The sequence below is a fragment of the Amycolatopsis rifamycinica genome (assembly GCF_000695625.1).
In the GTDB taxonomy this organism is placed as follows: Bacteria; Actinomycetota; Actinomycetes; order Mycobacteriales; family Pseudonocardiaceae; genus Amycolatopsis; species Amycolatopsis rifamycinica.
Window position 1 is genome coordinate 119,081 of record NZ_JMQI01000079.1, and the last position, 22,031, is coordinate 141,111.

Here is a 22,031-nt window from a genome sequence, read left to right on the forward strand (position 1 = left end):
ACCGGAACGACCGCTCCGTATCGTCCTAAGCGGGCCCACCGTTCCGATTCAACGCCCAGTCTTCCAGGAGAATTCCGATGCCGCTCACCCTGGCCGAGATAGCCGCCCTGGTCCGCGACGGGCTGTCCACGCTGGACGTCACCCCGTTCGCTTCCCTCTTCGCCGCCGACGCGGTGTTCGAGGTGCCTTTCCTGGGGCAGCGGATCGAAGGCCGCGACGCGGTGGTGGCGGCGCTCACCGAGGGCGGCGCCCGAGGACGGGCCGCCGGCCTGACGGGTGCCCGGGTCACCACCACGTTGACGGACTCGGGCTTCGTGGTGGAGCTGGTGGTCTCCGGCCCGGAGGCGGAGTTCCCCTCCTCGGTGGGGATCCTGACGGTCTCGGACGGCGAGATCACTTCGTACCGCGACTACCCGAACGTGTCGGCGGCTTCGAAGCTCACACGTGCGGTCTTCGACCGGTTCCTCGCCGCCTCGGTGGAGAACCACTGGGACGACCTCGCCGACCTCTACGCCGAGGACGTCACCCTCGAACTGCCCTTCGCCCTGCCGGGCGTGCCCCGCGTGACGAAGGGCCGCGAAGAACTCCGGCGCCGGTTCCGCGCGGCCGCCGGCGCGCGGCGGATCACCCGAGCCGAAAACGTCGTGGTCCACGAGACGGCGGACCCCGCGGTGCTGGTGGCCGAGTTCGACCTGCACCAGGAAGCCCGCGGTACGGCGTTCGCCGTCTCCTACGTCATGGTGCTCACCGTCCGGAACGGGCAGATCACGCACTCCCGCGACTACACCGACACCGCCGCGGCCGCCGAGCGGCTCAGGGCGTGGTCGCCTGCTGGCTCGACGGCGGGATGAACAACCGCTCGAACGTGCTCACCGCGTGCTCCCACACCCCCGGCACCAGCAGCACGCCGAGCAGCGCGAACACCGGGAAGATCAGCCGCTTCTCGACCTTCTTGCCGGTCCGGAAGCGCAGCGCGCGCGGCGGGCGGATTTCGTACCACGTCTCGCCGGCGATCGGGATCGGGAACAGGAACGGGCAGCCGGACTCGGTCAGCGCGTCACCCAGGCAGTGGGTGACGCACCCGGCCGCGACCGCGATGCCGAGCCAGCCGGAGATGGCCGCCAGTTCGCCCGCTCGATCGGGTGGGGCCGTGAAGAACCACCAGGCCACCGCGGCGCCGCTCACCGGCAGCAGCCAGTCGCCCAGTGCGCCTTCGGCCAGCATCAGCCCGAAGACCACCACGCCGACCACGGCCCACGGGCCGCCCTCGACCGTGCCCCACGACGTCAGCAGGCCGAGGCCGGCCGCGAACAGGACCGTGTGGGAGAGGTGGCGGTGCTTGCCGGAGACCTTCTCGTCGCGCGGGCCCTTCGTCAGGGCGTAGAACCCCGCCGACACGCGGCGGAGCACCCACGACAACGCGCCCGTCAGCCAGCCGAGGAGGCGGGAGGCGCTCGCTCCGGGGTGGTCGAGGTCGGGCAGCAGGGCGAAGCCCGCCGTGGTGGCCGCGAAGACGACCGCTTGGTGCACCGAGCCCGCCCCCACCGTGGGCGCCAGGGCCAAGCCCGCGCACCAGCCGGTCAGGGCATGCGTCCGCCCCATCATCGTGCCGCCCCCAGGGTCCGCGAACCGGATTCAGTCCGCGGAACCGTAGCGGGCGGTCAGGCTTGGGGGTCTTCCGACACGCTCAGGTGTTCGGCCACGCCGGTGAGCTCGATCACGCGGCTCACCGCGGGGCTCGGGACGACCGCGAGTTCGACGTCCTGCTCGCCGGCCTGGCGTTGTGCGCGGAGCACCACGTTCAGCGCGGAGGAATCGAAGAAGGTCACCCCGGTCAGATCGGCCACGACCCGCTGCGCGCGCTTGTCCGCGATCAGCCCCGCGAGGGCTTCTTGCAGCTGCGGGCTGGTCAGCAGGTCGAGCTCGCCGGTGACCACCACCCGGGGCTCCGTCGCGTCGGTGTCCAGCGTGATGCCGAACCCGGGCGGGGTGGCGTTCTGGTCGGCTGCGGGCATGCAGTTTCTCCTCGTCAGGCGCTGCTCCTGCGCCGGGTACGCGCCTGTTGTCTCAAGCGGCAACCGTGTCACCGTGCCTTCCCAAAGCTCGCGCCGGGCACGGTCAAGGCAACTCCGGGGCCAACCCTAACCCAGGACGCGGCCGCGCCCGCCACGGCCGCCGTCCTTTCGCGTGTACCGCTCACCGACGATCAAATCCTGCCTGCTCAGCGCGCTGCTCAGTGCGCACTCATGGCCTTCCGCGCCGCCCTGCGCTGCCGCAGGAACAGCTGCCGCCGCTCGATCTCCCCGAGGCCGCCCCAGATGCCGTACGGCTCCTGGACGGTCATCGCGTGCTGACGGCACTGGGCGAGCACCGGGCAGGCCTGGCAGATCGCCTTCGCCCGTGCTTCCCGCCGCTCCCGGGCCGAACCCCGCTCGTTGTCCGTGTGGAAGAAAAGGCTGCTGTCCGCACCCCGGCACGAGCCGTGCAGCTGCCATTCCCACTCTTCAGCAACCACGTTGGGCAGCCGGCTCACGTCAGCCATGTCGTCCCCGCCTTTCCCAGGATCTCCCGTGTCGAGGAGCTACATGCCCGCCGGTGGAGCGGATCAAACCCGGGTTTGGTTTGCTCACACCACGGGCATCTCGCTGACCGGGCGTGGCAGACACCGCCGATCCCCGGCAGCGCGAGTGCGGAGAAAGGAACAAACGTGGAGGACAACGCCCCGCTCGTCCCGGAAGGCGCGCAGGTCATCGAGGTGCGGACGGCCGCGATCCCGCACGTCGTACCCACGCTGCGGACCATCGTGGCGGACATCGCCATGCGCCAGGACTTCGATCTCGACGCCGTCGAGGACCTCCGGATGGCGGTGGACGAGGCGTGCTCGCTGCTGCTCCCCGCCAGTTCGGACGGCAGGCTGACGTGCGTCTTCTCCTGGAGCGGGCCGCGCATCGAGGTCTCGGTGTCGGTGCTGGCCGCCAGCCCCGACCACGAGGACGACGCCGGCCTGTCGTGGCAGCTGCTGACCGCGCTGGCGACGACGGCCGAGCGCACGATCACCCCGGAGAACGGCCGCTACCTGTCCCGGGTCGACCTGGTCCGGGAAAGCCAGGCGGCTGACTCGTGAGCGATCCCGCCGGGAGCAGCGGGAACGACCTCGACGTCGGCGCGCTGTTCACCCAACTCGCTGCCCTGCCGCCGAACGCGCCGGAGCGCGAACGCATCCGCGACACCCTCGTGCGCGCGCACCTGGAACTGGCGCGGAACCTGGCCCGGAAGTTCCGCAACCGCGACGAGGCGATGGAGGACCTGATCCAGATCGCCACGGTCGGGCTCATCCACGCCGTCGACCGGTTCGACCCCGCGCAGGGGACGGACTTCCTGGCCTTCGCCGTGCCCACCATCTCCGGGGAACTGCGCCACCACTTCCGGGACAACAGCTGGTCGGTGCGGGTGCCGCGGCGGCTCAAGGAGCTGAACGCGAACATCTCCGCCGCGCGCGAGGAGCTCACCGTGCAGCTCTCGCGCGCGCCGAAACCGAGTGAGATCGCCGCGCGGGTCGGGGTGCCCGTCGAGGACGTCTACGAGGGCCTCCGCGCCGGCCAAGGGCGTTACGGCACTTCGCTGGACCACCTGCTGGAGAACGCGGCCCACACCCGCTTCGGGGCCCCGGACGCCGAGCTGGGCCAGGCCGAGCTGCGCGAAGCCCTGCGCCCGATGCTGGAGAGCCTGCCGGAGCGGGAGCGCAAGATCGTCGCGCTGCGGTTCGGCTCCGGGATGAGCCAGTCGGACATCGCCCGCCGCGTCGGGGTGTCCCAGATGCAGGTGTCGCGGCTGCTGGCCGCGACCCTGAAGAAGCTGCGGTCCGGGTTGGACGAATCCGAGCTGGCCGACGGCACCTGATTAGCCGCTCAGCCGCCTGGGTACCTCGCGGGCGGTACGGAACTCACTGGGAGGGGGACCGGATGACGACGTCGAGAATGCCGCAACGGACAGCCGCGGCCACCTCGCTGCGGGTGCTCCTCCCGGCCGACGTCACGGCCCCGGCGCTGGCCCGGCACGAGGTCCGGACGGCCCTGCTGCGGTTCGGCGTGCCGGAACGGCAGCTCGAGGACGTCCTGCTGGCGACGTCGGAGCTGGTCACGAACGCCTTCGAGCACGGCGAGCGGCCCCAGCGGCTGGAGCTGGAGTACGGCGACGGGCGGCTGACGCTGCGGGTGCACGACACCGGCCGGATGCTGCCCGAGCTGCGGGCGCCGTCCCCGGCCGAGGCCCGCAGCCGCGGGCTCGTCCTGGTCCAGGCGCTGTCGCTGGACTGGGGCTTCGAACGCTGCCCCGGCGGCAAGTACGTCTGGGCGGTCTTCCGGCTGCCGGAGGCCTGATCAGCTCAGTTCCCTGGCGGCGGCGGTCTCGCCGATCCGCTCCCGGAACGGCTTGCGCTCCAGCGCTTCCTCGATCGCGTCCAGCAGGGCGCGCAGCGAGTACGGCAGCTCGGCTTCCAGCGCCTCCGTGGCTTCGGTCGTCGCCGTCCACTCCGCCTCGATCAGCGGCAGCAGCTCCCGCGTTCTCGCGGTGAGCGAGACGATCCGCTGCCGGGCGTCGGCGCCCGGTGCCAGGCTCACGAACCCGGCCCGGTTCATCTGCGCGACGGTCTGGCTGGCCGCCGAGTGCGTCACCCGCATCTCCTCGGCGAGGTCGCGGATGGCCAGCGGGCCCCGCGCGAGCAGCGCCCGCACCACCGGCGAGTACCGCGGCCGGTAGTCGTCGAGCCCGATGTCGGCCAGGAACCGCGCGACGTCGCCGTCGAGCGTCTCGAGGACGTGCCGCATCCGGGTCCCCAGTCCCTCCGGACCCGAAGTCATGGCCATGACGGCGAATCATAGGCGCCGGTCGTGTGCTTGGATCGCGCTATGGAGAACCGGAAGATCGCCCGCCTGGGCCGCGAAGTGTCCGTCGTCGGGCTCGGTTGCTGGCAGCTCGGGGCGGACTGGGGCGAGGTCGACGAGAACGACGCGCTGGCCGTGCTGCACGCGGCCGCCGACAACGGTGTCACCTTCTTCGACACCGCCGACGTCTACGGCGACGGCCGCAGCGAGCGGCTGGTCGGGCGGTTCCTCGCCGAGCGCGGGGACGTCTTCGTGGCGACCAAGATGGGCCGCCGGGTCGAGCAGGTGCCGGAGAACTACGTCGCCGCGAACTTCCGCGAGTGGAACGACCGGTCGCGCCGCAACCTCGGTGTCGACACGCTCGACCTGGTCCAGCTGCACTGCCCGCCGACGCCGGTGTACTCCTCCGACGCGGTGTACGACGCGCTCGACGCGATGGTCGGCGAAGGCCGCATCAAGGCGTACGGCGTGAGCGTCGAGACCGTCGAGGAGGCGCTGACCGCGCTGGCGCGGCCGAACGTCGCTTCGGTGCAGATCATCCTCAACTGCCTGCGGCTCAAGCCGCTGGAGCGCGTGCTGCCCACGGCGGCGGAGGCGGGCGCCGGCATCATCGCGCGGGTGCCGCTGGCGTCCGGCCTGCTGTCCGGGCGCTACACGGCGAGCACGACGTTCGCCGAGAACGACCACCGCAACTACAACCGCCACGGCGACGCCTTCGACGTCGGCGAGACGTTCTCCGGCGTGCCGTACGAGGTCGGGCTGGAAGCCGTCGAGCGGCTGCGCGGGCTGGTGCCGCCCGGGCAGACGCTGGCGCAGTTCGCGCTGCGCTGGATCATCGACCAGCCGGGCGTCAGCACGGTCATCCCGGGCGCGCGGAACGCTTCGCAGGCTTCGGCGAACACGGCGGCCGCCTCGCTGCCGCCGTTGTCCGCGGAGGCGCTGGCGGGCGTGCGCGAGACGTACGACGAGCTGATCCGGCCGCTGGTGCACAACCGCTGGTGAGCCCGGCATGATGGGCCGATGATGACGCCCGAAGAGCTCCTGACCACCACCAGGACCGTCCGCAAGCGCCTCGACCTCGACCGCCCGGTGCCGCTCGACCTGGTCAAGCACTGCGTGCAGGTCGCGCTCCAGGCGCCGAGCGGGTCGAACACGCAGCGGTGGCAGTGGCTGGTCGTCACCGACGCCGGCCGGCGGGCGGCGCTCGGCGAAATCTACCGGCGGGCGTGCCACGAGTACCTGGGCTCCCCGAACGCGGCGGGCAAGCTGTTCGCGGACGACCCGGAACGGGCCGCGGTCCAGCAGCGGGTCGGCGACAGCGTCGCCTACCTGGCCGACCGGATGGGTGACGTCCCGGTGCTCGTGGTCCCGTGCCTGGAGACGCCGTCGTCGGAACTGCCGTCGGGCAACCAGGCGGGGCTGTGGGCGTCGCTGCTGCCGGCGGTGTGGAGCTACATGCTGGCGGCCCGTTCGGTGACGCTGGGCACGGCGTGGACGACGCTGCACCTGAAGTACGAGCAGGAGGCGGCGGAGGTGCTCGAGCTGCCGAAGAACGTGCACCAGGCCGCGCTGATCCCGACGGCGTTCTACACGGGCGACACCTTCCGGCCGGCGGCCCGGCAGCCCCTCGAGGAGGTCCTGCACCTCGACCGCTGGTGACCGCCGAAGCGGCACTTTCACGTGAAAGTGCCGCTTCGGGCGGCCTGCGGACGGTGCGGGTCGCTAGAGGTAGCTCACCAGGCGGTCGGCCAGGGGGCCCGGGTGGCTGAGCGGCACGCAGTGCGGGCCGTCGATCTCGTCGGGCTCGATGCCGAGGCGCTCGCGCGCCACCCGTCGCTGGAAGTCCGGGACGAAGAACCGGTCGTCCCGGGCGAGCAGCACGCGGGTCGGGACGTCGGGGTGGGTGGGCAGCGGCCACGGCTCGTCCCACTCCTTGCTGGCCTGCTCGCGCCCGTGCGCCTGGCACGCCTCGGCGAGCGCCGGCGGGACGCCGTTGAAGAACTGCTCGGTCTCGGTCAGGCCCTTCGGCGCTGCGAAGCCCGTGTTGCCCCACCACTGCCCCGGCTGCTCCCCCGGCGCCGGGATCATCCCGGTCAGGTAGACCAGCAGCCGCGCCCGGACCTTCGCCGCGACCAGCGGCGCGGTGAACCCGCCGTACGAATGGCCGACGACGGCGACGTCGGTGCGGCCGCCGAGCGCGTCCAGCACCGTGTCGGTGAACTCGGCCAGCCCGGCCGCGGGGTCGGTGATCGGCAGGTTGGGGGCGACCGCGTCGTGCCCGCGGGCCGCCAGCTCCGGCACGAGCAGGTGGAAGTCCCAGCCGCTGCCGCCACCGCCGTGGATGAGCGCGAAAGTCGTCACGCGGGCCAGCTCAGCAGCGGCGCAGCATGTCGGTCAAGGCGGTTTTCTCGGCCTGCGTGATCGTCAGCCCGTAGTAGTGCTTCACGATGATCCAGTCGGTGGCGTAGGTGCACCAGAAGGCCACCAGCGGCGGCTTCCACTGGTCGGGTGCCTTGTCGCTCTTCTGCTGGTTGACGTTGTCGGTGACGGCGAACAGCTGCGGCCGGGTCAGGTCGTTGGCGAACTGCTCGCGCTTCTGGGTCGTCCACGTCTTCGCGCCGCTCGCCCACGCCTGGCCGAGCGGGACCATGTGGTCGATGTCGAGGTCGGTGGGCTTGGTCCAGGTCTCGTCGTCGTAGACGCTGGTCCAGGTACCGGACGTCGGCTTGCAGTCCTTGTCGGTCTTGACGTCCTTGCCGTCGCGCTTGAGGACGACCTCGCGGGTGTCGCAATTGGACCCTTGACTGTCCCAGTGCGGGAACTTCTCACGGGAATAGCCGTCCATCGAGGTCCGCGCGGCGATGGTCAGTTCGTCGAGCTGCTTCTGCGCGTCGGCCGCGGTGACCGGCACCGGTGCCGCCGGAGAGGCCGACGGCGAGGAAAACGGCGGCAGGGTGGCGCCCGCGCCTCTCGTGGCCCAGTACCCGAGGAGCGCGACGGCCAGGATCGCGACTACCAGCAGGGTTCGCTGCGTCACGCTCAGCCGAAAGCGTCGGGCCGCCACGAATTTCTCCTCTCACCTGCGCGTGCGCGCGGCGTAGTGTCACCTCTGCCGGCGCGGGACAACCGCGCCGACACGACGACCTGGCGCGAATGTGACCTCGCCCACCCACGGCGGAGCTGTCACACGGAGCCGATCTTCTGCGACTACCGGAGCAGGACCCATCCGGAGGGAGCAGCCGATGCCCGGCCGGCTCAAGAAGTTCGACGAGTTCTTCCAGCGCAAAGCCGCCGAGGGCGGCAACGTCGTCGCCATGGCCCGGATGGGGCTGGCGATGCGCGAGCGCGGAGAGCTGCCCGAGGCCGAGTCGTGGTACCGCAAGGCCGCGATGGGCGGCGACCGCGTCTCGATGACGGCGCTGGCCCACCTCCTGGCCGAGCGCGGTGCGCGCGACGAGGCCGAGCGCTGGTACCACGAGGCGGCGCTGGCCGGCGAGCCGCACGGGATGCAGCACCTCGCGAAGTCCTACGAGCGGCGCGGCAAGCGCGAAGACGCCCGCCACTGGTACGGCGAGGCCGCGCGGACCGGCGACCTGGCCTCGATGGCGGCGCTGGGCCGTCTGCTGCGCGAAGACGGGAAGGGCGACGAGGCCGAGTCGTGGCTGCGGCAGGCCGCGGAGGCGGGCTTCACCGGCGCGATGATCGACCTGGGGATCGTGCTGCGCGACCGCGGCCAGGCGGCCGAGGCGGGCCGCTGGTGGCGGTCCGCCGTGCAGGCCGGCGACCTCGCGGCCACCTGCCAGCTCGGCAGGCAGGCCGAGCGGCTCGGCCGCCCGTCCGACGCCGAATCGTGGTACCGCCAGGGCGCGAGCGGCGGCCACGTCGAGGCGGTCACCCGGCTCGGGCTGCTGCTGCACCGCCGCGGCGACCTCGAAGAGGCCGAGCGCTGCTACCTCGAAGCGGCCGAGCACGGCGACCCGGCGGCGATGACCAACCTCGGCGTGCTGGCCCGCAACCGCGGCGACGACGGCGAAGCCGCCGCCTGGTACCGCAAGGCCGCCGAGCACGGCAGCATCCCCGCGCTCACCAACCTCGGCCACCTCGCCGAGCACCGCGAGGACCTGGCGGCGGCCGAGCTGTGGTTCCGCCGGGCCGCCGAGACCGGGGACGTCCAGGGAATGCTCAGCCTGGCGCGCATGCTGCGGGCGCGAGGGGCCGCCCACGAGGCCGAACTCTGGCTCGCCCGCGCGGAAACCGTGCAGGACGAGCGGGAGCACCAGCACTAGGCGTCTTGTGTGATGCAATTCACAGTTCTAGCCTGGACGGATGAGGCCACGAGTCCTGGTCGCGGGCATCGGCAACGTCTTCCTGGGCGATGACGGCTTCGGCGTCGAAGTGCTCCGGGACCTCGACCGGGCCGGTCTGCCGCCGTGGGTGCAGATAGCCGACTACGAGATCGCGACGGTCCACCTGGCGTACGACCTGATGGGTGGTTACGACACGACGATCCTCCTGGACGCCACCCCGCACGGCGCCGCTCCGGGCACGCTGACGCTGACGTCGGCGACCGACACCCACGACCTGCACGGCGACGCGGTCATCCGCCTGCTCCGCCTCTTGGGCGGCGACGCGGGCCGTGTCCTGGTCCTGTCCTGCGAACCGGCGTGCGTGGACGGCGGGATCGGACTGTCCACCCAGGTCCGGGCCGCCGTCCCGGCCGCGGTGCGGGCGGTCACCGAACTGGCGTGGGGCGCGCACCCGGAACTGCCGGTCAAGGAGAAGACCGAAGTGTGACCCACTCGGGGAGCTCCGGCGGCTGCCGCAGTGCGTCGAGGACAACGTGCACGCCCGCGCGCAACGGCGTCCCCCGGCGGACCACCGCCGCGATCGTGCGGGTCACCGGGGTCGACAGTTCCCTGGTCGCCACGCGGTACCGGCGGTCGACCGCCAGCCCGGGCAGCAGCGCGATCGACAGGCCGGCCTCGACGTGCTGCAGCGTCATCAGGTAGTTGCTGAAGCGGCACACCACTCGCGGTTCGAAGCCCGACTCGCGGCACAGGCGCAACGTCAGGTTCGCCATGTACGACTGCGGCATGTCCAGCGCCCACGGCGCGTCCGCGTAGGCCGACAGGACCGCGGGGCCGCGGGGTGCGTCCGGCGGCGTCACCAGCACGATCGGGTCCGTGACCAGGGGGACGATGTCGAGGTCCGGGCCCAGCGGCAGCTCGACGAAGTCGGTCGTGGTGATGATGACGTCGGCGTCGCCGCCGCGCAGGGCCGGGATGCTTTCGTGCGGCTCCAGCTCTAGCAGCTGAACCTCGAGGTCCGGGTGCGTCAGCCGGGTCACCGCCGGGACCGCCAGGGTGTGGATCGCGCTCTGGAACGCCCCGAGCCGGACCAGGCCGGCCGGCTCCTCGCCGAGGCTGCGCAGCTCCGCCTCGACCGTCTCCATGTGGTCGAGGATCACCCGCGCCCGGCGGGCCAGCATCAGCCCGGCCGGGGTGAGCCGGATCCGGCGGCCGGTGCGTTCCAGCAGCTGGGTGCGGGTTTCGGCTTCGAGGACGGCCAGCTGCTGCGACACGCTGGACGCGCTCAGGTTGGCGTCCTGCGCCACCGCGCGGACCGTGCCCAGGGTGTCGAGCCGACTCAGCAGCCGCAGGCGCCACGGGTTCAGCATGCCGCCATTGTTGTTCGGCGAAACCGAACACGGAAGCCGGAATCGTGAGATGGACGTGTCGCTCGCGGCCGACTTACCGTCGACGCCATGGCTGAATCCTTCTGGGCGGACGTCGACCGGCACCTCGTGCGGTACGGCGGCGCCTTCACCCGCGAGATCATCGACCACGCCGAAGGCAGTTTCGTCGTCACCGAGGACGGCCGCCGGATCCTGGACTTCACGTCCGGCCAGATGAGCGCCATCCTCGGGCACGCCCACCCGGAGATCGTCGAGACCGTCCGGCGGCAGGTGGGCCGGCTCGACCACCTGTTCAGCGGCATGCTCAGCCGCCCGGTCGTCGACCTGGCACGGCGGCTGGCGGAGACGCTGCCGGCGCCGCTGGAGAAGGCGCTGCTGCTGACCACCGGCGCCGAGTCGAACGAGGCGGCCGTCCGGATGGCCAAGCTGGTCACGGGCAAGCACGAGATCGTCTCGTTCGCGCGGTCGTGGCACGGCATGACGCAGGCGGCGGCGAGCGCGACCTACAGCGCGGGCCGCCGCGGCTACGGCCCGGCCGCGCCCGGCAACTTCGCCATCCCCGCCCCCAACGCGTACCGGCCCGACTTCACCGACGCCTCCGGCGCGCTGGACTGGCGCCGTCAGCTGGACTTCGGGTTCGAGATGATCGACGCGCAGTCCGTCGGCAGCCTGGCCGCCTGCCTGGTCGAGCCGATCCTCAGTTCGGGCGGCATCATCGAGCCGCCACCCGGCTACTTCGCCGCACTGGCGGGGAAGTGCCGCGAACGCGGGATGCTGCTGATCCTCGACGAAGCCCAGACGGGGTTGTGCCGCACCGGGAACTGGTACGCGTTCGAGCGCGACGGCGTCGTCCCGGACATCCTGACGTTGTCGAAGACGCTCGGGGCGGGCCTGCCGCTGGCCGCGGTGCTGACGAGCGCCGAGATCGAGCAGGAGGCGCACGAGCGCGGGTTCCTGTTCTTCACGACGCACGTGTCGGACCCGCTCCCGGCGGCGGTCGGCAACACGGTGCTGGACGTGCTGACCCGCGACCGCCTCGACGAACGGGCCCGCTCGCGGGGGTCCTTGCTCCGCCGGGGCCTGGAGGAGATCGCTTCCCGCCACGAGGTCGTCGGCGACATCCGCGGCCGCGGCCTGCTGGCCGGGGTGGAACTGGTGGTGGACCGGGAAACCAAGCGGAGTTCGGACGAGCTGGGGGCCCGGGTCACGCAGCGGTGCCTCGAGCTCGGGCTGCACATGAACATCGTGCAGCTGCCCGGGATGGGCGGGGTGTTCCGGATCGCGCCGCCGCTGACCGCGTCCGAAGAGGAGATTTCGCTGGGGGTGTCTATTTTGGACCAGGCGATCGGTGACGCGGTGAAGCTGCTTTGAGCGAGCCGGCGGTCGTGCTCGTCACGGGCATCCAGGCGGCCGGGAAGTCGACGATCGCGCAGTTGCTCGCCGAGCGGCTGCCGCGATCGGTCCACGTCCGCGGGGACGTCTTCCGCCGCATGGTGGTCGGCGGCCGCGCGGAGATGGCGCCGGAGCCGTCGGCGGAATCGCTGCGGCAGCTGCGGCTGCGGCACCGCCTGACCGCGGTCGTGTGCGACGAGTACGCCCGGGAGGGCTTCACCGTGGTGGCGCAGGACGTGATCCTCGGCGAGCACCTGGCGGAGATCGTCGGCCTGATCACCCACCGGCCGCTGTTCGTCGTGGTCCTGGCGCCGCGGCCGGACGTGGTCGCCGAACGGGAGCGCGCCCGCGCGAAGGACGCATCCGCCGGCTGGACGATCACGCTGCTGGACAAGGAACTGCGCGAGGGAACGCCGCGGCTGGGCCTGTGGCTCGACACGTCGGAGCAGGCACCGGACGAGACGGTGGCCGAAATCCTCGCCCGCCTCCGCGTCGAGGGCCGGGTGCCTTGACGCGCGAAGGCCTCCTTGCCGGCCCGGGGAGCCGGCAAGGAGGCCGTTCACGACAGCGTCAGAAGCCCGCTGTCACCTTCGTGAAGTCCCAGTCGTTCTGGGCGATGCCGCTGCACGTCGACTGGACGCCGCCGCCGGGGCAGCCGCGGTCGCGGTTGACCGACCAGAACGCCAGGCGGGCGATCTTGTTCGACTTGGCCCAGTTGGTGATCTGGGTCCACGTCGACAGGTCCGTCACCTCCTGCTGGTCGGACAGGCCGTTCATGCCCGAGATGCCGAGGTGGGCGTACGCCGTGGCGTCGGACCACCCGAACGTCGACTTCAGCTTGTCCCGCAGGCCGTTCGCGGCGCTCACCGTGCTGTTGTACATGTTCGCGCCGCCGCCGAAGTCGAACGGCATGATCGTGAACACGTCCACGTTCGCGCCGAGGGCCTTCGACTGGTCGATGAGCCGGTTGCCGTAGTAGTTCGGGCCGGTCGTCGACGTGCCGAACGTCAGGATCGTCTGGATGCCCGGGTTGTTCTGCTTGACGATCTTCAGCGCGCCCAGGATGCGGTCCTGCACGGCCTCGTTCTCGAACTCGTCGGAGTTCTCGATGTCGATGTCGATCGCCTTCAGCCCGTAGGCGTTGATCACCTGCTGGTAGGCGCCGGCCAGCGCGGACGGCGTCGAGCAGTTCGGGCCCAGCTTGTTGCCGCTCCAGCCGCCGAACGACGGGACGATCTGGCCGCCCGCCGCCTTGATCTGCGCGATCGCGTTCGCGTCCGCGCTGCCGGTGAGCGGACGGCTGCCGTCCCACGCCGGGTTGCAGCCACCGGAGGCGTTGATGAACGCCATGGTGAACCACTTGATCCCGGTCGCGTTCATCACCGTCTGCGGGTTCGGCGGGCTGCCCCAGCCCATGTACAGGTACGGCGCACCGCGGCCACCCGGTGGGGGCGGCGTGGTCGTCGTCGGCGGGGTGGTCGTCGTAGGCGGCGTCGTGGTCGTGCCGGGTGTGCCCCCGGCGTCGCAGGAACCCCCGTTCAGCTTGCAGTTCGACGGCGCGGCGTACGAACCCGAGTACGCCACGTTGAACCCGAAGCTCGCGCTACCGCCGTTGCCGACGTTGCCGTTCCACGTGTTCTTCACCGTGACGTGCTGGCCGGACGCGGTGTAGCTGCCGTCCCACAGCGACGCGATCTTCGCGCCGGACGGCAGGTCGAACTCGACCGTCCAGCTCGGCAGCGTCGAGCCCGAGCCGTTGCTGATCGTGTACTTGCCCTCGTACCCGGTACCCCAGTCGGAGCCCTTCGTGAAGGTCGCCGAGACACCTCCGGCCGCGTTGGCCGGGGCGATCACGAACAGCGCGCCGATCGTGGCGGCCGCGGCCGCCAGCCCGAGTGCGGGCACCCACCGGCGCCTCATGACAGGCCGTTCTTCATCGCGGTGATGAGCTCGCCACCGGTGGTGTCACCGGTCAGCTCCCAGAAGAAGGCGCCGCCGAGACCCTGCTGCTTGGCGTAGGACATCTTCCCGCCGATGGTCGCCGGGGTGTCGTAGCTCCACCAGTTGCTGCCGCACTTGGCGTACGCGGTGCCGGCGAAGGTGCCGGTCGACGGGCAGGTGTTCTTGAGGACCTTGTAGTCCTCGATGCCCTGCTCGTACGTGCCCGGCGCGGGGCCGGTCGCGGTGCCGCCCGGCGCGTCCTGCGTGACGCCGGTCCAGCCGCGGCCGTAGAAGCCGATGCCCAGCAGCAGCTTGCTCGCCGGAACGCCCTTGCTCTTCAGCTTCTGGATCGCCGCGTCGGAGTAGAAGCCCGGCGTCGGGATGCCGTTGAAGTTGGTCAGCGGCGAGTGCGGGGCCGTCGGGCCCTGCGCCGCCCAGGCGCCGAAGTAGTCGTAGGTCATGACGTTGTACCAGTCGACGTACTGCGCGGCGCCGCCGTAGTCGGCGACGTCGAGCTTGCCGCCGTTGCTGCCGTCCGCGGTGATCGCCGAGGTGATCAGGAACGACGAGCCGAACTTCGCCCGCAGCGCGCCCATCAGGTTCTTGTAGGCCGCGGCACCGCTGGTGTCACAGGAAAGGCCGCAGGAGTTGGGGTACTCCCAGTCGATGTCGATGCCGTCCCAGATGTCCGCCCAGCGGGGGTCCTTCAGCAGGTTGTAGCAGGACTGCGCGAACGCGGCCGCGTTCTGCGAAGCCTGGCCGAAGCCGCCCGAGTAGGTCCAGCCGCCGAACGACCAGATCACCTTGAGGCCCGGGTGCAGCTTCTTCAGCTTGCGCAGCTGGTTGAAGTTGCCGGCCACCGGCTGGTCCCAGGTGTCGGCGACGCCGTCGACGCTGCCCGCGGCGTCGTAGGTCTTCTGGTAGTCGGCGTACGGGTCGTCGTTCGCCGTGCACTGGCCGTTCTTGACGTTGCCGAACGCGTAGTTGATGTGCGTCAGCTTGCTCGCCGAGCCCGACGTCTCGATGTTCTTGACGTGGTAGTTGCGGCCGTAGACGCCCCACTGCACGAAGTAGCCGACGTTCTTCAGCCCGCCCGGCGGAGGCGGCGTGGTGGTCGTCGGCGTGGTGGGCGTGGTCGGCGTCGTGGGGGTGGTGGTCGGCTGCGTCGGGGTGGTCGGCGTGGTGGTCGGGGTGCTGCCGCCGGCGTCGCAGGAACCGCCGTTCAGCCGGCAGTTCGCGGGGGCCGAGTAGGTGCCGGAGTAGCTGACGTTGAAGCCGAAGCTGGCGCTCGACCCGTTGCCGACGTTGCCGTTCCAGGTGTTCTTGACGGTGACGTGCTGGCCGGACGCGGTGTAGCTGCCGTCCCACAGTGACGCGATCTTCGCGCCGGACGGCAGGTCGAACTCGACGGTCCAGCTCGGCAGCGTCGAGCCCGAGCCGTTGTTGATCGTGTACTTGCCTTCGTACCCGGTACCCCAGTCGGAGCCCTTGCTGAAGGCGGCGCCGACGCCGCCGGCGGCGCTCGCCGGCACGGTGACGAGACCGACCGCGATCGCGCCGACCGCGGTGAAGAGACCGAGGAGGTGCCATCTCTTTCTGGACATCGCTCTCCCTTGAGCCAGGTGCGGGACGGCGGAAACCAACACCGCCGGCGGGGACCAGGGCGGTGTTTTGCGCCGTTTGCGCAAACGTTACGTGGTCCAGACCAATTAGGGAAGCCTCACCACGGAGCGTGACCATTGGTCAAGACCACTCCGTGATGACGGCGCCCTACTGGTCCAGACCGGTTACGCACCGCAGCCGAGCGGGTCGCGATCCGGAACCGAAGGCACTCCTTGGACCAACCGAGTGAAACCGGCGGATCAGAAGACACATTGCTTGACGAGCGGACGGCGAAGAGTCCAGAGTCCGAACGCAGACTGGGAGCGCTCCCAAGACGGTTGGCCACCCTCGGCGAAGAGGAGATCATCTTGCGCGCAACGAATGTCCGGCGGACCACGGCCGTCATGGCGGCCATCGCGGTGACGACCGCGCCTGCCGTGGCCGGCACCGCGGCAGCCACGGCGGAGGCCGCCGCCGGGTGCCGGGTCGACTACGCGATCGGTTCCCAGTGGCAGGGCGGGTTCGGCGCCGCCGTGACGGTGACGAACCTCGGCAGCCCGGTGAACGGCTGGCAGGTGGCGTGGGCGTTCTCCGGAGACGAGCGGATCACCCAGCTGTGGAACGGTACCCACACGCAGTCGGGCGCCCAGGTGTCGGTGACCAACGCGTCGTGGAACGGCGTCGTCACCACGGGCGGGACAGCCACCTTCGGCTTCAACGCCACGTCCGGCAGCAACCCGGCCACCCCGTCGGCGTTCACGCTGAACGGCGTCACGTGCACCGGCTCGGTGCCGACCCCGCCGGCGGGCGGCGAACCCGCGGTGAACAACAACTTCCCGGTCACCCGGGAGGCCGCGTACGGCGACAACCGGTACACCGTGTTCCGGCCGTCGAACCCGCAGGCGGTGGGTGCGCCGATGCCGGTGCTGGCGTTCGGCAACGGCGCCTGCGCGCACACGGACAACAGCGAGGTCACCCGCGCGTTGACGTTCATCGCGTCGAAGGGCTTCGTCGTGGTGGACACCGGATCGGCGAACGGCTCGGCCAACGGCGTGCCGAGCGGCTCCCCCATCCCGTCCCTGCTGACCGGCGCGATCACCTGGGCGGAGCGGGAGCAGAACCGGTCCGGGGCACCGCTGTCGCAGCGGCTCGACCTGACGAAGGTGGCCACCGCGGGCCACTCCTGCGGCGGTCTCGAGGCCTTGGTCGCCGGGCAGGACAGCCGGGTTTCCGCCACGGTCTCACTGGACAGCGGCTTCTTCGCCGACGGCTCCTTCGGCTACTCCCGAGCCGAGCTCGCCCGGCTCCACGCACCGACGTTGTTCATGGCCGGCGGTCCGTCCGACATCGCCTACGACAACACCCGGGCCAACTACGACCTGGCCACCGTGCCCGCCGTGCTGGCGGTGCACCCCCAGGCGGGGCACGTCGGCTTCATCACCGGGAACCAGCTGACCGACGGCATGACCACGGTCGTCCAGTTCCTCGACATGGTCCTCAACGGCAACGCCACGGCCCGCTCCTACATCCTGGACCCGTCCGGACTCGCGTCGAAGTACCCGTGGACGGTGTCCAGGAAGAACTTCTGACCGGCCGGCCGTCACAGAAGGGGCCGAAACAGCAAGGAACCCCCTGTCTCCAGGGGGTTCCTTGTACTGCTGTCTCAACCAGACGTGCGCCCGAAGGGATTCGAACCCCTGACCTTCTGATCCGTAGTCAGATGCTCTATCCAGCTGAGCTACGGGCGCGTGTTCAGTTGTAACCTAGCACCCGGCGAACCGAGTACCAGCGGAGGCTCCGGGATTTGAACCCGGGAGGGGGGGTTACCCCCAACCGCATTAGCAGTGCGGCGCCATAGACCAGACTAGGCGAAGCCTCCTGGGCCCAACGACCACTGCTCAGATAGGTTACACACCCCCCGATCACCCCGGAACGGGACCCCCCTTACGCCCGCTGCAGCAGCCTGAGCAGGCGCGGAGAGCGGCCGCCGAGTCCTTCGGCCTCGAACGTCGCGATGCCCACCCGCGGCAGTTCGCGCACCCCGGGGTACACCAGATAGCGAGGCACCCAGCGCGGCCGGAACTTCGCGTTGAACCGGTACAGCGTCTCGATCTGGATCCAGCGCGAGAAGAAGTGCAGCACCTTCGCCGCCGTCTTCGCGACCGGGCCCGCGCCGATCCGCTGGCCCTGCTCCATCAGCGCGCGGAAGGCCGCGAAGTTCAGGGACACGTGCTCGACGCCGTGGCGGCCCGCCGCCAGGAGGAGCTCCGAGATCATCAGCTCGTTGACGCCGTTGTCGGCCGTGCGGTCGCGGCGCATGACGTCCAGCGAGAGGCCCTTCGCGCCCCACGGCACGAACTGGAGCACGCCGCGGACGCGGCCGCCCTGCTCGGCCGTCACCAGTACCGATCCCGGGTCGCCCATGCGGCCCAGCGCCATCGAGAAGCCGCGCTCGGTCTCCGTGCCGCGCCAGTTGGCGGCCAGGGTTTCCAGCTCGGCCAGCTCGCCGGGACGCAGGTCCTCCGCCCGGCGCACCAGCACCTTGTAGCCCGCGCGTTTGGTGCGGGCCGCCGCCTGGCGGACGCCGCGCATGACGCGGCCGTCCAAAGTGAACCCGGCGGCGTCGACGACGGCCTCGTCGCCGATCTCCAGGACCTCCAGGCCGAACCGGGCCCAGACCGTCGCGCCGAGCTCCGAGACGCCCATCGCCGCCGGGACCCAGCCGCCGCGGCGGCAGACCTCCAGGTACTCCTCGATCGCGCCCGGCCAGGCCTCGTGGTCGCCCAGTGGGTCGGCCGAGCAGAGCGCCACCCCGGCGATCACGCGGTAGGTGACCGCGGCCTTGCCCGTCTTCGAGAACACCGCGAACTTGTCGCGCCGCAGCGCGAAGTACCCGAGCGAGTCGCGCTCGCCGTGCTCGTCCAGCAGCCGGCGCAGCCGGGCGACCTCCTCGTCGGTCAGCCGCGGCGCGGGCTCGGCCGAGCGCAGCAGGAAGTACGCCGACACCAGGACCGCGGCGAGGCCGAACAGCAGGCCGACGGCGGCGGTGAGGTCCTCCAGCCACATCTGGTGGAACACCGCGGGCCCGCTGGCGCCGACCAGCGCGAGCGCCGACTCGGCGATCCGGTCCCCGAAGCCCATCGGCTCCAGGGCCGCGCGCGGGGCCACGGACAGCAGGATGACGTTGATCACGAACCCGGCCAGCGCCAGCTGGACGAACACGCGCACCGCCCGCCAGCGCCCGACCACCGGGTCCGGCTTCGCCACGAAGTAGCGCCGGTTGGCGATCAGGCCCACCAGCAGCACCACCGACACCAGACCGGCGGCGAAGACGTGCTTCAGCCCGAGGTGCGACATCGTGAGCAGGACCGTCGCGCCGACGGCCAGCTGCCAGGCCCGGCGCTTCCGGCGCCGGAGCCCCGCGGCCAGCAGCACCAGCAGCACGCCCATGACCAACGCCACGGTGGCCGCCGCGACCGTCGCCTCCTGCGGCAGCTCCAGCCATTCGGCCAGGTGCCCGCGCAGGCTGCGGCGCCCGGCCGGGACCAGGATCGAGCCCAGGGTCATCAGCCCCGCCAGCCGGGTCACCCAGGTGATCACCCCGACGGTGGTGGCCCCCGCCACCTTCCAGGTGATCTGCGCGCGTGTCCCCGTCACCACCCGTGCAACCCGTCACGGACGATCATGCTTCCCCCATTCACCCCCCGGCGAGCTCCACGAACGGCGCCAGTGCCGCCGGGTTGGCCAGCGCGTCGCGGCTGACGGCCCGGTCGGGAGCCACACCGGCGAGGATCTTCTTCACCGGTACCTCACACTTCTTACCGTTCAAGGTACGAGGTATCTCGGAAACCACGACGAACCGATCGGGTACATGGCGCGGTGACAGGGCGCTACGAAGCTCCTTGCGCAGGCGCGGCTCGACGTCTTCGAGCGCGACACCGCCGGCCAGCACCACGAAACAGATCAGCTGGCCGTCCTCGTTCCCGGCCGCCGAGGTGTCCACGACCAGCGAGTCCGCGATCTCGTCGTAGCCCTCGACGACCCGGTAGAACTCCGCCGTGCCCATCCGGACGCCGCCGCGGTTGAGCGTCGAGTCGCTGCGGCCGTAGATCACCGCCGAGCCGCGGTTCGTGATGCGGATCCAGTCGCCGTGGCGCCAGAGCCCGGGGTACATCTCGAAGTACGCCTCGCGCAGCCGCGAGCCGTCGGGGTCGTTCCAGAAGAACACCGGCATCGACGGCATCGGCTTGGTGATGACCAGCTCGCCGACCTCCTCGACGACGGCGTGGCCGGCTTCGTCGAAGGCGTTGACCGCGGCACCGAGCGCCGGGCAGGACAGCTCGCCGAGCCAGACCGGCACGTCGGGCGCCGACGCGACGAACGCCGCGCACAGGTCGGTGCCGCCGGAGACCGAGCAGATCTGGACGTCCGTCCCGACCTCGTCCACGATCCACCGGAAGCCCTCGACGCTGAGCGGCGCGCCGGTGGAGCCCAGCGCGCGCAACCCGGTCAGGTCGTAGCGCGCGGCGGGCTTGATGCCGGCCTTGAGGCAGCTCTGGATGAACGGCGCCGACGTGCCGAAGTAGGTGACGCGGTGCTGCTCGGCCAGGTGCCAGAGCGCGTTCAGGTCCGGGTACCCCGGGCTGCCGTCGTAGAGCACGATCGTGGTGCCGACCAGCAGGCCGCTGATGAGGAAGTTCCACATCATCCAGCCGGTGGTGCTGAACCAGAAGAACCGGTCGCCGGGCCCGAGGTCGGTCTGCAGGGCCAGCGCCTTGAGGTGCTCGAGCGTGATGCCGCCGTGGCCGTGCACGATGCCCTTGGGCAGGCCGGTGGTGCCCGACGAATAGAGCACCCACAGCGGGTGCGCGAACTCGACCGGCTCGAACAGCAGCGGGGCGCCCGCGTGCTTCGCGAGCAGGCCGTCCCAGTCGAGAGCGCCGTCCATCCGGCCCTCGCCGACGTACTCGACGAGCACGGTCGCGGCGAGCGACGGCAGCTGCGCCTGGAGGTCGGCGATCGTGGTCCGGATGTCGAACTGGCGGCCGTTGTACGCGTAGGCGTTGACCGCGAAGAGCACCTTCGGCTCGATCTGCACGAAGCGGTCCGCGACCGCGCGGACGCCGAAGTCCGGCGAGCACGACGACCAGACGGCGCCGATGCTCGCCGCGGCGAGGAACGCCACCAGCGTCTGCGGGCAGTTCGGCGCCAGTGCGACGACCCGGTCGCCCTTGCCGACCCCGAGTTCGAGGAACGCGGCCCGGGCCGCGGCGACCTGCGCGCGAAGCTCGCCGTACGTCAGGTGGTTCGCGAAGCCGTCTTCGCGGTGGAAGATCACCGCGGTCTCGTCGTCGCCCTTCGCGGCGCCCGCGACGCCGGGGGTGAGCGCGTGCTCGGCGTAGTTGAGCGTGCCGCCCTCGAACCACACGGCGTCCGGCATCGCACCCGAGAGCACTTCGCCGGGCTGGTCGTGCCAGCGGACGCCGAGGAAGTCCGCGACCGCCGCCCAGAAGTCGGGGCCGCGCTCGACGGAGAACTCCCACAGCGCGCGGTAGTCGTCCACCTCGACGCCGCGCTCGGCGCGCAGCCACCGGCGGAAGGCTTCGATCTTGGTGTCGGCAACGTGGCCCGGCTCGGGGCGCCAGAGCACTTCGGGGGCGTCGGCGGTGTGCGTCACGCCCCGAGCCTAATCCCTCGGATCCGGAAGTCACCGTGGTCCGAACCGACACGGAAACCGGGTTGGCGGTGGTGCCCGCCCACACTTACCGCAGGTGCGCGTCGAACCAGTTGAGCGTGCGCTGCCAGGCCTCCGCGGCCGCGCCCGGGTCGGCGTCGAAGCGGTGGTTCGCGCCCGGGTAGTGGACGACGTTCGTGGCGACCTTCGCCGACGCCGCGGCATCGCGCAGGCGCTCGACGTCCGCGCCGCCCGCCTCGTCGCCGGCGTCGCCGTACATGCCGAGCCACGGGCTGGTGAGCCGCCCGGCGATCTCGACCAGCGCGGGCAGTTCGGCGGCCTGCTGCCCGCCGACGCTCACCGCCGCACCGAGCTTGCGGTGCGAGGCGACGACGAGGGCCGCGGTGCCGCCGAGGTCGAAGCCCATCACGCCGAGCAGGTCGGCCTGGACGCCCCGCTCGACCAGCCAGGCGAGGGTGCGGTCGGTGGCGTCGAGCAGGTCCTGCTGGGTCAGCTCCTCGTTCTCCAGGTGCGGGGTGACGGTCAGCCAGCCCTCCGTGGCGAGGCTGGCGAGCAGCAGCCGGACGCCGTCGGTGACGCCGTCGGCCTCGTGGAGCACCACCAGGCCGCCGCGCAGCGCGCCCTCGGGTTCCGAAAAGGTCAGGCGCAGGGTGCGGCCGTCGGTGCGCGGGTATTCCACGGTGGAGGTCGACGTCATCCGTTCACTCAATCACTTCGAGGTGAACGGGAGGAAGCCCGGTGACGCAGGTCGCCGGTCCGAAACCGCCTGAAGGGAGTCGCGGGGCGGCGGCCGGGAAAGCTACGGTGACGGGGTTGTCCCGTC

The 22,031-nt window shown here is 71.2% G+C and carries 23 protein-coding genes and 2 tRNA genes; 11 read left to right on the forward strand and 14 right to left on the reverse strand.

Annotated features, from left to right (window positions below; genetic code table 11):
• Positions 1-77: 77 nt before the first annotated feature.
• Entirely contained in the window at positions 78-851 is a 774-nt protein-coding gene (locus DV20_RS38945; RefSeq protein WP_043788534.1) for a nuclear transport factor 2 family protein, read from the forward strand.
• Here DV20_RS38945 and DV20_RS38950 read toward each other — a convergent pair.
• The 3 genes from DV20_RS38950 to DV20_RS38960 all read right to left on the reverse strand — a co-directional run bounded on the left by DV20_RS38950 (position 814) and on the right by DV20_RS38960 (position 2,542).
• Positions 814-1,602: a metal-dependent hydrolase gene (locus DV20_RS38950; protein WP_043788535.1), complete on the reverse strand. Its 789-nt coding sequence runs from the start codon at positions 1,600-1,602 to the stop codon at positions 814-816. The two genes, DV20_RS38945 and DV20_RS38950, sit on opposite strands and share 38 nt — an antisense overlap.
• Positions 1,603-1,661: 59 nt before the next feature.
• Positions 1,662-2,015: an STAS domain-containing protein gene (locus DV20_RS38955; RefSeq protein ID WP_003078104.1), complete on the reverse strand. Its 354-nt coding sequence runs from the start codon at positions 2,013-2,015 to the stop codon at positions 1,662-1,664.
• Between the two features lie 218 nt (positions 2,016-2,233).
• The gene (locus tag DV20_RS38960) at positions 2,234-2,542 is read right to left on the reverse strand and encodes a WhiB family transcriptional regulator (protein WP_043788536.1); all 309 of its coding nucleotides are present in this window, start codon (positions 2,540-2,542) and stop codon (positions 2,234-2,236) included.
• 165 nt (positions 2,543-2,707) lie between these two features.
• Between DV20_RS38960 and DV20_RS38965 the strand changes: the two genes are divergently transcribed.
• From DV20_RS38965 to DV20_RS38975, 3 genes are all read left to right on the forward strand, one after another.
• Positions 2,708-3,124, forward strand: coding sequence for an ATP-binding protein (locus DV20_RS38965; protein ID WP_043788537.1), 417 nt, complete (start codon positions 2,708-2,710; stop codon positions 3,122-3,124).
• A complete protein-coding gene (locus tag DV20_RS38970; RefSeq protein WP_043788539.1) occupies positions 3,121-3,900 on the forward strand; it encodes a SigB/SigF/SigG family RNA polymerase sigma factor in 780 nt (259 codons plus the stop codon). Before DV20_RS38965 ends, DV20_RS38970 begins: the two co-directional genes overlap by 4 nt.
• Before the next feature lie 62 nt (positions 3,901-3,962).
• Complete coding sequence (locus DV20_RS38975; protein WP_043788540.1) at positions 3,963-4,379, forward strand: ATP-binding protein; 417 nt, start codon at positions 3,963-3,965, stop codon at positions 4,377-4,379.
• Here the strand turns inward: DV20_RS38975 and DV20_RS38980 are convergent, their stop codons facing one another.
• A complete protein-coding gene (locus tag DV20_RS38980; RefSeq protein WP_407638376.1) occupies positions 4,380-4,859 on the reverse strand; it encodes a MarR family winged helix-turn-helix transcriptional regulator in 480 nt (159 codons plus the stop codon).
• A 48-nt stretch (positions 4,860-4,907) separates the two neighbouring features.
• Between DV20_RS38980 and DV20_RS38985 the strand changes: the two genes are divergently transcribed.
• Together DV20_RS38985 and DV20_RS38990 are read left to right on the forward strand one after the other, a co-directional pair.
• Positions 4,908-5,885: an aldo/keto reductase gene (locus DV20_RS38985; RefSeq protein ID WP_043788543.1), complete on the forward strand. Its 978-nt coding sequence runs from the start codon at positions 4,908-4,910 to the stop codon at positions 5,883-5,885.
• An 18-nt stretch (positions 5,886-5,903) separates the two neighbouring features.
• Positions 5,904-6,542: a nitroreductase family protein gene (locus DV20_RS38990; RefSeq protein WP_043788544.1), complete on the forward strand. Its 639-nt coding sequence runs from the start codon at positions 5,904-5,906 to the stop codon at positions 6,540-6,542.
• Between the two features lie 63 nt (positions 6,543-6,605).
• On the opposite strand, the gene DV20_RS38995 is transcribed toward DV20_RS38990, so the two are convergent.
• Together DV20_RS38995 and DV20_RS39000 are read right to left on the reverse strand one after the other, a co-directional pair.
• Positions 6,606-7,244, reverse strand: coding sequence for an alpha/beta fold hydrolase (locus tag DV20_RS38995; protein WP_043788546.1), 639 nt, complete (start codon positions 7,242-7,244; stop codon positions 6,606-6,608).
• A gap of 10 nt (positions 7,245-7,254) precedes the next feature.
• Positions 7,255-7,947, reverse strand: coding sequence for an HNH endonuclease family protein (locus DV20_RS39000; protein WP_043788547.1), 693 nt, complete (start codon positions 7,945-7,947; stop codon positions 7,255-7,257).
• A gap of 178 nt (positions 7,948-8,125) precedes the next feature.
• Here DV20_RS39000 and DV20_RS39005 point away from each other — a divergent pair, with 178 nt between their 5' ends.
• Positions 8,126-9,169 carry a tetratricopeptide repeat protein gene (locus DV20_RS39005; protein ID WP_043788549.1) on the forward strand — a complete coding sequence of 348 codons (1,044 nt, stop codon included), beginning with the start codon at positions 8,126-8,128 and terminating at the stop codon, positions 9,167-9,169.
• 40 nt (positions 9,170-9,209) lie between these two features.
• Complete coding sequence (locus DV20_RS39010; protein WP_043788551.1) at positions 9,210-9,677, forward strand: hydrogenase maturation protease; 468 nt, start codon at positions 9,210-9,212, stop codon at positions 9,675-9,677.
• Here the strand turns inward: DV20_RS39010 and DV20_RS39015 are convergent.
• Positions 9,655-10,560, reverse strand: coding sequence for a LysR family transcriptional regulator (locus DV20_RS39015; RefSeq protein ID WP_043788553.1), 906 nt, complete (start codon positions 10,558-10,560; stop codon positions 9,655-9,657). The two genes, DV20_RS39010 and DV20_RS39015, sit on opposite strands and share 23 nt — an antisense overlap.
• An 87-nt stretch (positions 10,561-10,647) precedes the next feature.
• Here DV20_RS39015 and DV20_RS39020 point away from each other — a divergent pair, with 87 nt between their 5' ends.
• The gene (locus tag DV20_RS39020) at positions 10,648-11,949 is read left to right on the forward strand and encodes an aspartate aminotransferase family protein (RefSeq protein ID WP_043788554.1); all 1,302 of its coding nucleotides are present in this window, start codon (positions 10,648-10,650) and stop codon (positions 11,947-11,949) included.
• Positions 11,946-12,482, forward strand: coding sequence for an AAA family ATPase (locus DV20_RS39025; RefSeq protein WP_043788556.1), 537 nt, complete (start codon positions 11,946-11,948; stop codon positions 12,480-12,482). Before DV20_RS39020 ends, DV20_RS39025 begins: the two co-directional genes overlap by 4 nt.
• 58 nt (positions 12,483-12,540) lie before the next feature.
• Here DV20_RS39025 and DV20_RS39030 read toward each other — a convergent pair whose 3' ends face one another.
• Together DV20_RS39030 and DV20_RS39035 are read right to left on the reverse strand one after the other, a co-directional pair.
• A complete protein-coding gene (locus tag DV20_RS39030) occupies positions 12,541-13,890 on the reverse strand; it encodes a cellulose binding domain-containing protein (RefSeq protein WP_043788557.1) in 1,350 nt (449 codons plus the stop codon).
• Positions 13,887-15,515, reverse strand: a complete 1,629-nt coding sequence (locus DV20_RS39035) for a glycosyl hydrolase family 18 protein (RefSeq protein WP_043788558.1) — start codon at positions 15,513-15,515, stop codon at positions 13,887-13,889. Before DV20_RS39035 ends, DV20_RS39030 begins: the two co-directional genes overlap by 4 nt.
• A gap of 366 nt (positions 15,516-15,881) precedes the next feature.
• Between DV20_RS39035 and DV20_RS43355 the strand changes: the two genes are divergently transcribed.
• Positions 15,882-17,102: a cellulose binding domain-containing protein gene (locus DV20_RS43355; protein WP_200876591.1), complete on the forward strand. Its 1,221-nt coding sequence runs from the start codon at positions 15,882-15,884 to the stop codon at positions 17,100-17,102.
• A gap of 85 nt (positions 17,103-17,187) precedes the next feature.
• Here DV20_RS43355 and DV20_RS39045 read toward each other — a convergent pair.
• From DV20_RS39045 to DV20_RS39065, 5 genes are all read right to left on the reverse strand, one after another.
• Positions 17,188-17,261: transfer RNA gene (locus DV20_RS39045), tRNA-Arg, on the reverse strand.
• 41 nt (positions 17,262-17,302) lie between these two features.
• Positions 17,303-17,392: transfer RNA gene (locus DV20_RS39050), tRNA-Ser, on the reverse strand.
• A gap of 65 nt (positions 17,393-17,457) precedes the next feature.
• Positions 17,458-19,173 (reverse strand): phosphatidylglycerol lysyltransferase domain-containing protein, encoded by a 1,716-nt coding sequence (locus tag DV20_RS39055; protein ID WP_043788559.1) that lies wholly within the window; start codon positions 19,171-19,173, stop codon positions 17,458-17,460.
• A 37-nt stretch (positions 19,174-19,210) separates the two neighbouring features.
• On the reverse strand, positions 19,211-21,190 hold the full coding sequence (locus tag DV20_RS39060; protein ID WP_043788560.1) for an acetoacetate--CoA ligase: 1,980 nt from the start codon (positions 21,188-21,190) through the stop codon (positions 19,211-19,213).
• A gap of 85 nt (positions 21,191-21,275) precedes the next feature.
• On the reverse strand, positions 21,276-21,905 hold the full coding sequence (locus tag DV20_RS39065; RefSeq protein WP_043788561.1) for a dienelactone hydrolase family protein: 630 nt from the start codon (positions 21,903-21,905) through the stop codon (positions 21,276-21,278).
• Positions 21,906-22,031 lie beyond the last annotated feature (126 nt).

Coding starts and splice junctions, on each gene's coding strand:
- DV20_RS39030 (WP_043788557.1), bottom strand. CDS start 13,890: ATGAGGCGCCGGTGGGTGCCCGCACTCGGGCTGGCGGCCGCGGCCGCC.
- DV20_RS39005 (WP_043788549.1), top strand. CDS start 8,126: ATGCCCGGCCGGCTCAAGAAGTTCGACGAGTTCTTCCAGCGCAAAGCC.
- DV20_RS38950 (WP_043788535.1), bottom strand. CDS start 1,602: ATGGGGCGGACGCATGCCCTGACCGGCTGGTGCGCGGGCTTGGCCCTG.
- DV20_RS39035 (WP_043788558.1), bottom strand. CDS start 15,515: ATGTCCAGAAAGAGATGGCACCTCCTCGGTCTCTTCACCGCGGTCGGC.
- DV20_RS39010 (WP_043788551.1), top strand. CDS start 9,210: ATGAGGCCACGAGTCCTGGTCGCGGGCATCGGCAACGTCTTCCTGGGC.
- DV20_RS38980 (WP_407638376.1), bottom strand. CDS start 4,859: ATGACTTCGGGTCCGGAGGGACTGGGGACCCGGATGCGGCACGTCCTC.
- DV20_RS39065 (WP_043788561.1), bottom strand. CDS start 21,905: ATGACGTCGACCTCCACCGTGGAATACCCGCGCACCGACGGCCGCACC.
- DV20_RS38960 (WP_043788536.1), bottom strand. CDS start 2,542: ATGGCTGACGTGAGCCGGCTGCCCAACGTGGTTGCTGAAGAGTGGGAA.
- DV20_RS38955 (WP_003078104.1), bottom strand. CDS start 2,015: ATGCCCGCAGCCGACCAGAACGCCACCCCGCCCGGGTTCGGCATCACG.
- DV20_RS38985 (WP_043788543.1), top strand. CDS start 4,908: ATGGAGAACCGGAAGATCGCCCGCCTGGGCCGCGAAGTGTCCGTCGTC.
- DV20_RS38990 (WP_043788544.1), top strand. CDS start 5,904: ATGATGACGCCCGAAGAGCTCCTGACCACCACCAGGACCGTCCGCAAG.
- DV20_RS38945 (WP_043788534.1), top strand. CDS start 78: ATGCCGCTCACCCTGGCCGAGATAGCCGCCCTGGTCCGCGACGGGCTG.
- DV20_RS39020 (WP_043788554.1), top strand. CDS start 10,648: ATGGCTGAATCCTTCTGGGCGGACGTCGACCGGCACCTCGTGCGGTAC.
- DV20_RS38975 (WP_043788540.1), top strand. CDS start 3,963: ATGACGACGTCGAGAATGCCGCAACGGACAGCCGCGGCCACCTCGCTG.
- DV20_RS39015 (WP_043788553.1), bottom strand. CDS start 10,560: ATGCTGAACCCGTGGCGCCTGCGGCTGCTGAGTCGGCTCGACACCCTG.